Origin of the sequence: Litorilituus sediminis (assembly GCF_004295665.1) — a bacterium.
GTDB classification, from domain to species: domain Bacteria; phylum Pseudomonadota; class Gammaproteobacteria; order Enterobacterales; family Alteromonadaceae; genus Colwellia; species Colwellia sediminis.
Genome location: NZ_CP034759.1, coordinates 868,695 through 883,353, shown reverse-complemented (window position 1 = coordinate 883,353; position 14,659 = coordinate 868,695). Strand labels below are relative to the sequence as shown.

13 protein-coding genes are annotated in these 14,659 nt (G+C 39.3%); 10 read left to right on the top strand and 3 right to left on the bottom strand.

Annotated features, from left to right (window positions below):
- Positions 1-142: 142 nt before the first annotated feature.
- From rbfA to EMK97_RS03970, 6 genes are all read left to right on the top strand, one after another.
- Entirely contained in the window at positions 143-541 is a 399-nt protein-coding gene (gene rbfA, locus EMK97_RS03995) for a 30S ribosome-binding factor RbfA (RefSeq protein WP_130599656.1), read from the top strand.
- Positions 542-544: 3 nt separating this feature from the next.
- On the top strand, positions 545-1,492 hold the full coding sequence (gene truB / locus EMK97_RS03990) for a tRNA pseudouridine(55) synthase TruB (RefSeq protein WP_130599654.1): 948 nt from the start codon (positions 545-547) through the stop codon (positions 1,490-1,492).
- Between the two features lie 162 nt (positions 1,493-1,654).
- Positions 1,655-1,924, top strand: coding sequence for a 30S ribosomal protein S15 (rpsO, locus tag EMK97_RS03985; RefSeq protein ID WP_130599652.1), 270 nt, complete (start codon positions 1,655-1,657; stop codon positions 1,922-1,924).
- Positions 1,925-2,294: 370 nt separating this feature from the next.
- A complete protein-coding gene (pnp, locus tag EMK97_RS03980; protein ID WP_130599650.1) occupies positions 2,295-4,415 on the top strand; it encodes a polyribonucleotide nucleotidyltransferase in 2,121 nt (706 codons plus the stop codon).
- Positions 4,416-4,522: 107 nt separating this feature from the next.
- Positions 4,523-5,443, top strand: coding sequence for a lipoprotein NlpI (gene nlpI / locus EMK97_RS03975; protein ID WP_130599648.1), 921 nt, complete (start codon positions 4,523-4,525; stop codon positions 5,441-5,443).
- 35 nt (positions 5,444-5,478) lie between these two features.
- Positions 5,479-7,038 carry a hypothetical protein gene (locus tag EMK97_RS03970; protein ID WP_130599646.1) on the top strand — a complete coding sequence of 520 codons (1,560 nt, stop codon included), beginning with the start codon at positions 5,479-5,481 and terminating at the stop codon, positions 7,036-7,038.
- On the opposite strand, the gene EMK97_RS03965 is transcribed toward EMK97_RS03970, so the two are convergent.
- A complete protein-coding gene (locus EMK97_RS03965; protein WP_130599644.1) occupies positions 7,035-7,364 on the bottom strand; it encodes a hypothetical protein in 330 nt (109 codons plus the stop codon). The genes EMK97_RS03970 and EMK97_RS03965 overlap by 4 nt on opposite strands.
- 206 nt (positions 7,365-7,570) lie before the next feature.
- Between EMK97_RS03965 and EMK97_RS03960 the strand changes: the two genes are divergently transcribed.
- Entirely contained in the window at positions 7,571-9,247 is a 1,677-nt protein-coding gene (locus EMK97_RS03960) for a SufS family cysteine desulfurase (protein WP_130599642.1), read from the top strand.
- A gap of 15 nt (positions 9,248-9,262) precedes the next feature.
- On the opposite strand, the gene tcdA is transcribed toward EMK97_RS03960, so the two are convergent.
- Positions 9,263-10,081, bottom strand: coding sequence for a tRNA cyclic N6-threonylcarbamoyladenosine(37) synthase TcdA (gene tcdA, locus EMK97_RS03955; protein WP_130599640.1), 819 nt, complete (start codon positions 10,079-10,081; stop codon positions 9,263-9,265).
- 234 nt (positions 10,082-10,315) lie between these two features.
- Positions 10,316-11,605, bottom strand: coding sequence for a citrate synthase (locus EMK97_RS03950; protein WP_130599638.1), 1,290 nt, complete (start codon positions 11,603-11,605; stop codon positions 10,316-10,318).
- Positions 11,606-12,176: 571 nt separating this feature from the next.
- On the opposite strand from EMK97_RS03950, the gene sdhC reads away from it, so the two are divergent.
- Genes sdhC through sdhA form a run of 3 tightly spaced genes read left to right on the top strand, consistent with a single transcriptional unit; the run spans position 12,177 to position 14,659 of the window.
- Positions 12,177-12,551: a succinate dehydrogenase, cytochrome b556 subunit gene (sdhC, locus tag EMK97_RS03945; protein ID WP_130599636.1), complete on the top strand. Its 375-nt coding sequence runs from the start codon at positions 12,177-12,179 to the stop codon at positions 12,549-12,551.
- The gene (gene sdhD / locus EMK97_RS03940) at positions 12,545-12,892 is read left to right on the top strand and encodes a succinate dehydrogenase, hydrophobic membrane anchor protein (protein WP_130599634.1); all 348 of its coding nucleotides are present in this window, start codon (positions 12,545-12,547) and stop codon (positions 12,890-12,892) included. The genes sdhC and sdhD overlap by 7 nt, the downstream gene beginning before the upstream one ends.
- A 57-nt stretch (positions 12,893-12,949) precedes the next feature.
- Positions 12,950-14,659 carry a succinate dehydrogenase flavoprotein subunit gene (gene sdhA / locus EMK97_RS03935; RefSeq protein ID WP_425462186.1) on the top strand — a complete coding sequence of 570 codons (1,710 nt, stop codon included), beginning with the start codon at positions 12,950-12,952 and terminating at the stop codon, positions 14,657-14,659.

Sequence of the window (14,659 nt, the reverse complement as noted above, 5' to 3'; positions counted from 1 at the left end):
GCGCTTCTGCCTTGAATTAACAAGCAATTAAACAAAGTTAAACTTTAAAGCTAAACATTGATAAAGCGTTGAACTTGTTTAGTTTCAATTAAAAAGAATTTAGAAATGGAGGCTTTGCCTCCGTTTTTGTTAGGAGATTTATATGGCTAGAGAATATGCCAGAACTGACCGAGTGGCTCAGCAAATCCAAAAAGAAATCGCCGTAATCTTAATGCGAGAGGTAAAAGATCCTCGTTTGAGTATGACAACGGTATCTGCAGTCGAAGTAACTCGTGATTTAGCCTACGCAAAAGTCTTTGTCACTTTCTTCGATGATGATCAAAGTAAAATTGCTAGCTCAATTGAAGTATTAACAGAAGCTGAAGGTTATATTCGCTCACTATTAGCAAAACGTTTACGTGCCCGTATAATGCCGCATTTACGTTTTGTTTATGACAAGTCGATGGTTGAAGGTGTACGTATGAGTAACCTTGTTGATCGTGCTGTAGCTAGTGATAAGCGTCATGACGATGTTGATGATGCAAGCGAAAAGGATAGCTAATTCATGGCAAAGAGAAGAAAAGGCCGCCCGATAAACGGTGTTTTATTGCTAGATAAACCGTATGACATGTCGTCAAACCATGCCTTACAAGCAGTAAAAAGAATATATTTTGCTCAAAAGGCAGGACATACCGGGGCGTTAGATCCGCTTGCAACAGGCATGTTGCCAATCTGTTTAGGGGAAGGCACTAAGTTTTCTCAGTTTTTATTAGATACAGATAAAACTTATCAAGTGACAGCTAAACTCGGTATTAGAACAACAACCAGTGATGCCGATGGTGACATCGTCAGCGAAAAGCCAGTTGATGTTAGTGAAGCACAATTAATGGCTGCATTAGATAGTTTTCGAGGTACTACCAAGCAAGTGCCATCTATGTATTCTGCGCTTAAATATCAAGGCCAGCCATTATATAAGTATGCGCGTGAAGGTGTTGAAGTGCCGAGAGAGGCTCGTGATATCACCGTATTTTCACTGGAAGTGTTACGCTTTGAAGGTGATGAGGTTGAATTAACCATTCATGTATCAAAAGGCACTTACATTCGTACCATTGTAGATGACTTAGGTGAGCTGTTAGGTTGCGGTGCTCATGTGGCTGATTTACGACGTTTAGCTGTCGGCAGTTATCCGATTGATAAAATGGTCACCCTAGAGCATATCGAGCGCTTATTAGAGCAAGCTAAAGAGTCAGGTGTGACGCCATCTACTTTATTAGATCCGCTGCTATTGCCAATGGAAACCGCGGTTGTTGGCATGCCAGCAGTTTATATTGATGATATGTCAGCGAATTTCTTACGCCATGGTAATCCAGTTCAAGCCTATAATGCGCCGAGTGAGGGCAGTGTTCAGGTGTTCGTTGGTGAAGATGAAACTGATGCTCAAGCGGAGTTTATTGGTGTTGGTGCAATTAATGATGATGGTTTGGTTGCGCCTAAGCGAATTGTCGTTTTATAAAATTAATTTATTTTGCGCATGTTTACGCTAAGGCTTGCAATTTAGCGCTTGCCTGCTAGAATACGCGCTCTTTTCGTCATCAAGGCTGAATTAGTGTTTGGCTTGATGGTTATTTTATCCTTATTTAATTTATTAAATAAGGCAACACACTAAGGATTTATTATGTCTTTAAATGCTGCAGAAAAAGCTGCAATCGTTGCAGAATATGCACAAAAAGAAGGTGACACTGGTTCTCCAGAAGTACAAGTTGCTTTGTTAACTACACAAATCAACCACTTACAAGGTCACTTCAAAGAGCACATCCATGATCACCACTCACGTCGTGGTTTATTACGTATGGTTGCTCAACGTCGTAAGTTACTTGACTACTTAAAAGGTAAGAACTCAGAGCGTTACTCTGCACTTATCAGCAAGTTAGGTTTACGTCGCTAAGACAAGACTTATATAAGTTAATGTTAAAAGGAGCCAATGGCTCCTTTTTTTGTGCCTGAACTTTTCTGCTGGCTATTTTGTTGTAATCAAAGAGGTTGTTCTCTCCCATTAACCTAAAAATACAGTTAACTGCTAGCAAATAATATTAAGGTCAGTATAATGTGCCTGCAATTTTATATATTGTTAAGTTTATTTGTTGGTGCTCTTTATCATAGAGAGTTGTTTTAACAGAGAAACTTATAAAACTAATCAATCAAACTGTATAATTTTTTGTTTTACTTTTGAGTTAATTTTCTCTTAAGAGAATAAAAAATTGTACAGATTGATTAACTTACTTAAATAGTAATCAAATATTAAGGACATTCATTAGATGTTAAATCCAATTACTAAAAAATTTCAATTTGGTCAGCATACTGTAACACTTGAAACAGGTGCTATTGCGCGTCAAGCTAGCGCGGCAGTTATGGCAAGCATGGACGATACTAGCGTTTTAGTTTCTGTTGTAGCTAAAAAAGAAGCGGTTGAAGGTCAAGACTTCTTCCCACTAACAGTAAACTATCAAGAAAGAACTTATGCTGCGGGTAAAATTCCAGGTAGCTTTTTTAAGCGTGAAGGCCGTCCTTCAGAAGAAGAGACATTAATTGCACGTTTAATTGACCGTCCAATTCGTCCGTTATTCCCAGAAGGTTTCACCAACGAAGTTCAAGTAATCATTACTGTTGTTTCTGTTAACCCAGAAATTTCACCAGACATTATTTCGTTATTAGGTACTTCAGCGGCATTAGCTATTTGTGGCGCACCATTTAACGGCCCTGTAGGTGCTGCACGTGTAGGTTACCAAGACGGTAAATATTTACTTAACCCGTTACAGTCTGAGTTAGAAACCAGTGAACTAGATTTAGTGGTATCAGGTACAGATTCAGCAGTATTAATGGTTGAATCAGAAGCAGACGTTTTATCTGAAGAAGTCATGTTAGGTGCGGTTGTTTACGGTCATGAGCAAATGCAAGCGGCTATTACGGCAATTAACGAATTTAAAGCAGAAGTAAACAACCCAGTTTGGGATTGGACTGCACCTGAGAAAAACACAGCATTAGCCGCTAAAATTGCTGAGCTTTCTGAAGAGCAAGTAAACGAAGCTTACCAAATTACTGAAAAAGCAGTTCGTTATGAACGTATTGCTGAAATCAGAAACGCAGTGGTTGAGCAGTTACAAGCTGAAGATGAAGAGCTAAACGTTCAAGAAGCGAAAGACTTATTCCACGACTTAGAAAAAACAGTAGTACGTGGTCGCATTACTCAAGGTACACCGCGTATTGATGGTCGTGATCCTGAGTCTATCCGTGCATTAGATGTCATGACGGGTGTTCTACCAAGAACTCACGGTAGTGCGGTATTTACACGTGGTGAAACACAAGCATTAGTAACAGCTACTTTAGGTACACAGCGTGATGCACAGCGTTTAGATACTTTAATGGGCGAGAAAACAGATGCCTTTATGCTTCACTACAATTTCCCTCCATACTGTGTCGGTGAAACAGGCTTTGTTGGCTCTCCTAAGCGTCGTGAAATCGGTCACGGACGTTTAGCTAAGCGTGGTATTCAAGCGGTTATGCCAACGGTTGAAGAATTCCCGTATGCAGTACGTGTCGTATCAGAAATCACTGAATCTAATGGTTCATCGTCAATGGCTTCTGTTTGTGGTACTTCATTAGCACTTATGGATGCTGGTGTACCAATTAAAGCATCAGTTGCTGGTATTGCTATGGGTCTTGTAAAAGAAGGTGATAACTTTGTTGTTCTTTCTGACATTTTAGGTGATGAAGATCACTTAGGTGATATGGACTTTAAAGTAGCGGGTACTACTGAAGGTATTACTGCACTACAAATGGATATCAAGATTGAAGGTATCACGCAAGAAATTATGCAAATTGCGTTAAACCAAGCAAAAGCAGCGCGTACTCACATCTTATCTGTTATGGATGAAGCGATTGCAGGTCACAGAGAAGAAATCTCTGAGTTTGCTCCGCGCATTCACACCATGAAAGTAAGCCAAGATAAGATTCGTGACATTATCGGTAAAGGTGGTGCTACTATTCGTCAGCTTACTGAAGAAACTGGTACTACTATTGAAATTGATGATGACGGCACGGTTAAAATTGCGGCCACTGATGGTGAGCAAGCAAAAGATGCCATTGCTCGCATTACAGCACTAACCGCTGAAATTGAAGTAGGTTCAATTTACGAAGGTAAAGTTGTACGTATCGTTGACTTTGGTGCGTTTGTTAATGTGTTACCTGGTAAAGATGGTTTAGTTCATATTTCACAAATCTCAGAAGAGCGCGTCAATAATGTTGCTGACGTACTTTCTGAAGGTCAAGAAGTAAAAGTTAAAGTACTTGAAGTAGACAGACAAGGTCGTGTTCGTTTAAGTATTAAAGAAGCTATGGAAAAGCCTGCTGAAGAAGCGGCCGAGCCAGCAGCTGAATAATTACTTTTTTACAAATTATCAGATTTAAAAGGAGCTTTAATGCTCCTTTTTTGTTTATAATGAAAAGTAATCTGCTTTGTTACCCGATTATTTTTTAAGGGATTTCTGTGCATTCAATTATTAAAAATAGCGCCTTGGTGTTTTCATTAGGTGTGACTTTATTAACACAGGGTTGTGTTTCTTCTAACCAATACGCTAGCCATGCCAATAGTGCAACTATGGTGGGCGAGTTGGTTATTGCAGAGCCATTAGCGGTTAATTATAAAAGCGAAATCGCCATTGCTCGTTTGTCGGAAGTTATTAGTCGAGTACAAATATCAGAAGAGCAAAGAGCCCAGCTCTTTTATGATCGCGGGGTATTATACGATAGTGTAGGTCTGCGCTCTTTAGCACGATTAGATTTTACTCGTGCTTTACAGTTAAAGCCTGATTTAGTGGATGCTTACAACTTTTTAGGCATTCACTTTACTCAGATGCAAGAGTTCTCTCAAGCTTATGAAAAATTTGATTCTGCGCTGGATTTAGCCCCAGGTCATGAATACGCGTATTTAAATCGAGGCATTGCGCTTTATTATGGCTCAAGGCCTGAGCTTGCCGTTGCTGACTTTAAAGCCTTTCATGAAAAACAAAGTGATGATCCATACCGATTATTATGGCTTTTTCTTACTGAGTTTGAAGTGGATGCGATAGCGGCAAAAGAAGCGCTAAAATCGCGTGCTAAGCAAGTGGATGATCGTACTTGGGCTAAGCAAGTCATTAATCTTTACTTAGGCGATATTTCGCAGCAAAGCTTTATTAGTGGTTTAACCAATAATATCCGTTCAAATAAAGAGCTAACTGATAGGTTATGTGAAGCTTATTTTTACTTGGGGAAATATAACCAAATGTTGGGTAAACCAGCCGTGGCGGCAAACTTCTTTAAGTTATCCTTAAGTACTAATGTCTATGAGTTTGTTGAACATAGGTATGCTAAATTAGAGCTAGATTTAATGAGAACGCCTAAAGCCATTAGTGTGGTTGAGCCATAAGTATTTTCATTAACGCTAAAGCGTGTTTGAGCAGAATGAAGTTTAGTTTAATTGTCATCATGAGTTTGTCAGTCTTTGTGCCGACAAGCTCATTTTTTTTGCATGACTATTTAACTAAGCAAATTAATAATAATGTGCATAATGAGGCTCAGCTTAATTTTGCACTAGCACATCAAAATACAGCGGCATTAACCTTAGTGGCAAATCAAGCCAAAGTTGGCTCATCAACTTGGTTGATGGCAAAACAGTCTTTAGCACAACACAGTGCATATCATGCCTATACGTTAGGGCTTTGGTATCTAGCTCAGTACGAAAATTTAAGTACGCATACCAATCAGCTAGTACAGCAAGACTCCTTAAGGTTGTTAACTTTATGGCTGCAGCAAGCTATTCGTTTAGGTAGTGACAAGGCTGTTACTGCACTGAGTCGGGTTTATTATCAGCAGGGAAAATTACGGCAAGCTAAGCAGCAACTGACTCAGTTAGCCGAATTATCACTTGAGGCGTTTATGCTGAGAGTCAAACTGGCAATTGACTTAGGAGAAACAGACTTTATTTATCAGCATGCAAGCGATATTGAGCAAAGGTTAACTGCAACGCTGATAGGGCAGAGCTTACTCGCTCAGTTACATAAATATATGATATTGACAAACAGCAAGAAGCAGCAGGTTATCAATAAGCAGTCGTTCACTGATGAAGTTGATGGCTGCATGACGAGTATTCAAGTATTTGCTACACGACTACAAGACTTAAGCTATGCCGATGACTTAATTAAGCAGTTTAGTCAAAAACCTCTCGCCCCTTTTGTTTGTTTTGCTAAACCTTTGTATCTGTCAAAACAAAGGCTACAGTGTGAAGTAAATGACAACCAAGCTATCTTATGTGATGAATATGATTGGCAATCGGTTGTTGGCTCGGTTAACACGCGTCATGTTGCTTTGCTCTTACCTAAAGGTGGTGCCAATGTTCATTATGGTATTTTATATTTAGCTTCTGATGATGATATTGACGTATTTCACCATGAAGTAAGTCACTTGTTAGGCTTTGCTGATGAATACCCAGTAAAAAAGCAGCATAAAATATGTTTAGCCCAACAAGAAAGTGCTTTTGCTCATAATATTGCGGTGTTGGCAACGACATATTCGGGGACTAGGCAGGAGCTTCGTCAGCGAGTATTAAAAAAAGTGCCTTGGGCAGCACATATAAAGCCTTCAACCCCCATATTACAAACAATCGAAGGTAAAAAGAATATCTGGCAACTGGGGACGCCAGATTTATTTAAAAATGAAGTTGGCATCTTTTTATCAAATACTTGTGTAAACAGTGCGGCAGGCTTATCAGGCGGGTTTGCTGCCTTTAAAGCAAGTGCTAGTGTTACCCAGCTAGAATACTTTGAGAAAAGTTTTCCAGAGTTATATCTACACTTGTTATCAAGCAATAATGGTAAGTTTTTAATGCCGAGTTTTCATTATAATATTGCTTTTGCTGCTTATAACCAAGGAGCAATCAAGCAGGCTAATTACTGGTTAGCGCAAGCGGCAAAATGGGAGACAGATTCACTACGTAAAGCCAAGGTGCTTGCGGGAAGTTACTAAGCTTTGCGTTTGAGTATCACTGTCTCTGGCTGTATGTTTAATATCTGTTTTCTTTCAGGTGATTTCTTGCTAGTAAAATGATTTATTTTGATTTTGTTTATATCAAAAAAAAAGTTTTTATTTGCATGGGTATTTTCTCTGGCAGTGGCAGTTGGCCAATGAGTAAAGCTGTTTAAATATTTGACCTCCCTTGCGGCCATTTTTCTTTCTAGTGACAAACGGGAAGTTTGCTCTGTTAATTTTTCTTTATTTTTATATGCACTTTTTCGCGTAAATACATTAGAAAACCGGAACAACAATTGAGTAAACCAAGTATTTATAGTCATAGTATAAAGCTCATGTAACAACAACAAAGAATCTACTTAGTTATAGTCTAAAAAATGACAGATTTCCTATTACTTACTTGCTAAGCTTTGCATATTAAGGGCTATAGAAGCGGCAGCCGATAAATAAGTTATTAAATTTACGCAATAAATTAGGGTATAATTAGGTAATGTAATTTTTTTATTTTTATTTTAGTGCAGCTTGTTTTATGAGTCGATTTGAGCCAAATAGCTTTCGCCAACATTTTCCGGTAATTAATAATCAGCAAGATCAGAAACTGGTTTATTTTGATAATGGCGCGACCACACAAAAGCCTAACGCAGTGATAGAGTCTGTTAGTCAATATTATCAATGTATCAATGCTAATGTGCATAGAGCATCACACCAACTCAGTGCTAAATCTACCTTAGCCTTTGAAAAGGCGAGAGAGCAAGTTAAGCAGCTAATTAATGCCAATGATATTAAAGAAGTCATTTGGACAAAAGGTACTACGGAGTCAATCAACTTAGTGTGCCAAAGTTATGGAGACAGTTATTTATCGGCAGGTGATGACATTGTGCTGACTTACGCCGAGCATCACGCCAATATTGTGCCTTGGCAGCTTTTAGCTAAACGTGTTGGCGCAACAATTAAGTTAATACCTTTAGATAAAGACGGTTATGCAGATATCAATTGCCTTGATGAGGTGATCACAGAAAATTGCAAGCTGGTTGCTTGTACTCATGTATCTAACGTATTAGGTAAGAAAAACCCTATAGAAGCAGTTATAGCAAAAGCTAAGTCAGTTGGTGCGGTTACCTTAATTGATGGCGCACAGGCGATTGCTCACTTTACTGTTGATGTGCAAGCACTTGATTGTGATTTTTACGTATTTTCGGCACATAAACTATATGGGCCAACGGGAGTAGGGGTCTTGTATGGCAAAAGGGCGCTTTTAGAAAAAATGACTCCTTATCAATCAGGCGGCGAAATGATAAAAACGGTGAGTTTTAATGATGAAACGACCTTTAATTCATTGCCTTTTAAGTTTGAAGCGGGCACACCCAATATTGCCGGCGTTATTGCTTTTGCTAGTGCATTAGAGTTTTTACAGCCTTATCTACCAAGTGGCAAGCAGAGCTTTTCAGCTTATGAAAAACAGCTGACAAAATATTGTTATGATAAATTAGTCGCAATCGATACCCTAGATATGCTGTTTAATAGTGTTCCTGATATTGGTGTGATTTCTTTTACCGTACAAGGCCATCATAATCATGATATATCAACAGCTTTAGATAGTTATGGTATTGCCGTAAGAGCTGGTCATCATTGCGCTATGCCGTTAATGGAGTATTTAGGTGTTTCAGGTTGTATCCGAGTATCGCTTTCACCCTATAATAGCTTTGATGAAGTAGATTACTTTATTTATATCCTTAAAAGCATTCTATCGCCTGCTGTTGATAATACGGCTAGTGCGAAGCAAAGCGCCGCAAACAACACTGCACTTTTTGAAGAGATACAAACAAAGTTTGCCAAAGCTAAAAGCTGGGATAGTAAGCACAGAGAAATAATGCTGCTGGGTAAACAGCTTGCACGATTACCACAAGATATGTGTACAGCAGAGCACCTTATTTCAGGTTGCGAATCTAAGGCGTGGTTAACTGCGAAGAAAGATGAAGCGGGTGTTATGCATTTTATGGCAAACAGTGATGCCAAGGTAATTCGAGGTTTACTTGTCATTGTGTTAGCGGTTTGTGAAGGGAAAACCGCTAAAGAGCTGGTTGCTTTAGATATCAATACCTATTTTGAATCACTTGGTTTAATGAACCATTTAAGTCCTTCACGCGGAAATGGTTTATTGGCGATTGTCGAAAAAGTAAAGGCTTTAGCTAACTCGTGTAGTTAAATACGTACTAACGAGTTAAGCATTCAATTTTTGTTGCTTACTTAGGTACTTGTCAATTGCACGGCTAACAGCAAAAAAGGCAAAGCATGCGGTAACATGTGTTGCCGCACCAAAGCCGCCACTACAATCTAAACGCATGGAGCGGTTTTCCTCTTCATTTTGCTGCTTGGCAAGGCACACATCACCGCTACTATCTGGGTATCTTAGTTGTTCAGTTGAATATACCGCATCAATCGAGAATTTACGTTTGCTCGCTTTGGCAATATCAGCACGAGGAAAGTTATATTCTCGTCTAAGTTGGTTTTTGACTTTGGCAAGTAATGGGTCTTGATAAGTTTTACTTAAATCGCATAGGGCTATTTTACTTGGGTCAACTTGGCCACCAGCTCCACCAATGGTGATAATGGGCAATTTGTTGCGTTTGCAGTGGGCAATTAGGCGTACCTTAATGTCAACAGAGTCTATGGCATCAATAACATAATGGTAGTTTTGCTGCATTAATTCGGCTAAGTTTTCTGCTGTGACAAAATCTTCAATGCAATTTACTTTACATTCTGGATTGATTTGCGCAATTCTTTCAGCCATGACTTCAACTTTGCTCATACCGATAGTATCGGTTAATGCATGCAGTTGGCGGTTTATATTGGTAACGCAAATATCGTCTAAATCAATTAAGGTTAATTGACCTATACCATTTCGAGCCAGTGCCTCTGCTACCCAAGAGCCGACTCCTCCGATACCTATCACGCAAAAGTGTGCATTTTGTAATAGTTGTGCGCCTTGTTTTCCATATAGGCGTTCAATACCACCAAACCGTAAAGAATAATCAGACATAATAATGAGCAAATGTTTATAAGATAAAAAAAGCGATATTATACCGAGCGTGAATTGGCAGGCAAAGCGGATTTTAGATCTTTACTAATCCGCCAAATGTTTTTATGTATAATGTCGACAATATGCAATATTCTATTTTGAATAATTATTAATTGTCCTACAAATATCAGGCAATAAAAAAGGCAGTTATAAAACTGCCTTTTGACCAATCAAAGGAGTGTAACTATTAATTAGTTACTTTCTTTCCTTTAGTGGAATGAATTCTCGATTAATTTCACCTGTATATTTTTGACGAGGTCGACCAATTTTTTGGCCTGGTTGAGATAACATTTCATCCCAATGTGCAATCCAACCAACAGTTCTCGACATTGCAAAAATCACAGTAAACATGCTTGTTGGAATACCAATAGCTTTTAAAATAATACCTGAGTAGAAGTCTACGTTAGGGTAAAGCTTTTTCTCAATAAAGTATGGGTCTTCTAACGCTACTTTTTCTAGCGCCATTGCTACGTCTAGTAGTGGGTCACTAATACCAAGCTCTTTTAATACTTCATGACACGTTTCGCGCATTACTGTAGCACGAGGGTCGAAGTTTTTATAAACGCGGTGACCAAAGCCCATTAGACGGAAAGAGTCATTCTTATCTTTTGCTTTGGCAACATATTCATCTACTCTGTCTAATGTACCGATTTCTTCAAGCATAGTTAAACAGGCTTCGTTAGCACCACCGTGAGCAGGGCCCCATAACGATGCAACACCCGCTGCAATACATGCGTAAGGGTTAGCACCAGATGAACCCGCTAAACGTACAGTAGAGGTTGAAGCATTTTGCTCGTGATCAGCATGAAGCGTGAAAATTCTATCCATAGCACGTGCTAACACAGGGCTTACTTTGTACTCTTCTGCTGGTACAGAGAACATCATATGAAGGAAGTTTTCTGCGTAAGATAAGTCGTTACGTGGGTATACAAAAGGTTGACCAACGCTGTATTTATAGGCCATTGCTGCAATGGTAGGCATTTTAGCAATTAAGCGGTGAGCACTACGCTTACGCTGTGCTGGATCGTCAATATCTAAATCACTGTGATAGAAAGAAGATAATGCACCTACAACACCACAAAGCATTGCCATTGGGTGAGCATCAGGTAAAAAGCCGTGGAAGAAATGCGCAAGTTTTTCATGCACCATAGTATGCGTAGTTATAATACCTTGAAACTCTTCATATTCTGATTGAGTTGGCGCACTACCATTTAAAAGGATATAACAAACTTCTAGGTAATCAGCTTGCTTTGCTAAGCTATCAATTGGGTAACCACGGTGTTGTAAAATGCCATTGCTGCCGTCTATGTAAGTGATTGAAGACTCACAAGATGCAGTAGCTAAGAAGCCTGGGTCATAAGTGAAGTAGCCATGGCTACCTAAAGTTCTAATATCGATTACATCAGTACCAGCAGTGCCTTTTTCAATTGGCAGTTGGGCGATTTCTTTGCCGTCAACGCTAAGTGAGGCTTTTGATTCAGCCATATGTTTTATCCCCTATCAATTATAATTTTGTAATTTACATCTGACTAATTTTGCAGCAGTGAATGTTGCGGTGAAATTTTAGTCAGTTTTTTTGAATATAAAACTGTCGACATTCTACCCTGAAAACAATTTAAATTGTAAGAGTAATTATACTAAAGTTTAACATGAGATGTGAATTTGTCTAAAAATTATCCATAAACTATTAGCACACAAGGATAATTGTAATTATCCTATTTCGACTATATAATCTCTGCGTTCAGTAGCTGTTTTACTTGTTGTTCATAGATTTATTAGATGAATATTTTTTAGATCTTATTCCAAAGTCTAACTAGTATCGTTTGATTAACTTGGTTAGACTTGTGTGCGATTTGGTAAATATTGACCAAAAGCTCTAAAAATTGTGGCTTTAATAATTTAAAGTACTAAATTAAAGATGAGTTTGGTTAATGTAATAGTTACCGTTCACTTCGGGAATTATTTTTTTGTCGAGCCAAATAGGGTTATATAAAAAGATAATTCATGAGTAACAATAATAAAAGTTGAAGGCTTTCGAGCTCTTTAGGCAACAATTGTGAAAAAACAACGTCCTGTAAACATAGATCTAACTACAATTAAGATGCATCCAGCTGCAAATGCTTCTATTTTGCACCGTATTTCAGGTGTCATTATGGTTTTTGCTATTGGTATCTTATTGTGGACACTTTCAACCTCACTTTCTTCTGCTGAAGGATTTGCACAAATTCAAGGTTACCTTGATAGTTTCTTCTTCAAATTTATCATTTTAGGCTGTCTTTCAGCTTTGACTTACCATATTTTAGCGGGTGTTCGTCACTTGTTTATGGATTTAGGTCATTTTGAAGAACTAGCTTCTGGTAATATGACGGCCAAATTAGTTATTGCGCTTTGGTTAGTTATCTCTGTAGTAGTAGGAGTTTGGTTATGGTAAACATTGTCGCATCAGCAGGCCGCAATGGCGTGCATGATTTCATCTTATTAAGAGCTAGTGCAATTATTCTTGTACTATACACCTTACTCCTTGCTGGTTTCTTCGTAGTAACACCTACTGTTACTTATGCTGAATGGCAAGGCTTTTTTGCATGTATGGGTGTTAAAGTTGCAACCTTAGTCGCGTTAGCAGCATTACTTGCGCATGCCAAAATTGGTATTTGGCAAGTATTGTCTGATTACGTAAAACCACCATTTTTACGTGGTGCTTTGCAATTTTTCTTTTCGGTTCTTTTATTAGTCTACGTTGCTGCAGGCTTCTTAATAGTGTGGGGTGTGTAAGTGAGCGTTCCAATTCGTGAATTTGACGCCATTGTAATTGGCGCAGGCGGCGCGGGTATGCGTGCTGCATTAGCAATTTCTGAGTCGGGCAAATCTTGTGCTCTGATTTCTAAAGTTTTTCCAACTCGTTCTCATACAGTATCTGCTCAAGGTGGTATTACCGTTGCTTTAGGTAATGCTCATGAAGATCACTGGGAACAACACATGTACGATACCGTTAAAGGTTCTGATTATATCGGTGACCAAGATGCGATTGAATATATGTGTAAAACTGGCCCTGAGTCAGTGATTGAATTAGAGAAAATGGGTTTACCTTTTTCTCGTTTTGAAGATGGTCGTGTTTATCAACGTCCATTTGGTGGTCAATCTAAAAACTTCGGTGGTGAGCAGGCTGCTCGTACTGCTGCCGCAGCTGACCGTACTGGTCACGCGCTGTTACATTGTCTTTACCAGCAAAATGTTAAGAATAAAACCAATGTGTACTCTGAGTGGTATGCATTAGATCTTGTTAAGAATTCAGATGGTGCCGTTGTTGGTACAACAGCTATTTGTATTGAAACAGGTGAAATCGTTTACTTTAAAGCCCGTGCAACTGTATTAGCTACAGGTGGTGCTGGTCGTATCTTCGCATCTACAACGAATGCTCACATCAATACTGGTGACGGTGTTGGTATGTCACTTCGTGCTGGCATTCAAATGCAAGACATGGAAATGTGGCAGTTCCACCCAACCGGTATTGCTGGCGCGGGTGTACTGGTAACCGAAGGTTGTCGTGGTGAAGGTGGTTACCTGCTAAACAAAGACGGCGAACGTTTCATGGAACGTTACGCACCTAACGCTAAAGACTTAGCGGGTCGTGATGTTGTTGCTCGTTCAATGATGACTGAGATTCGTGAAGGTCGTGGTTGTGACGGTCCTTGGGGCCCACATATCAAGCTTAAGTTAGACCACTTAGGTAAAGAAACGTTAGAGAAGCGTTTACCAGGTGTTTGTGATTTATCACGTACTTTCGCGCATGTTGATCCGGTTGAAGAGCCAATTCCAGTTATTCCAACGTGTCACTACCAAATGGGTGGTGTGCCTTGTAACGTTAATGGTCAAGCAATTAATGTTGCCGCAGACGGCACAGAGTCTATCGTTGAAGGTTTATTCGCTGTTGGTGAGATTGCTTGTGTATCTGTACACGGTGCAAACCGCTTAGGAGGTAACTCGTTACTTGATTTAGTGGTATTCGGTCGTGCGGCCGGTAACTTCTTAGGTAAGTACTTAAACGACACTGAATTTGGTAAAGAAGCGACTGAATCTGATTTAGAAGCGGCATTAGCTCGTACTAACCGTTGGGAGTCTTCAACCAAAGGTGAAGATCCGGTTCAGATCCGTAAAGACCTACAGCAGTGTATGCAGCTTAACTTCTCAGTATTTAGAGAAGGTGAAGCAATGGCACAGGGCATGAAAGAATTAACTGAAATTCGTGAACGCCTAAAAGAAGCTCGTTTAGACGACAAGTCATCAGAATTTAACACCCAACGTATTGAGTGTTTAGAACTTGATAACTTAATGGAAACAGCTTTTTGTTCTGCAAAAGCGGCTAACTTCCGTACTGAATCTCGTGGTGCTCATGCTCGTCAAGACTACACAGAACGTGATGATGAAAACTGGTTATGCCATTCAATTTACACACCTGAGACAGAAGAAATGTCTAAGCGTGATGTAAATATGAAACCAATTCACCGTGAAGCTTTCCCACCGAAAGCACGTGTATACTAA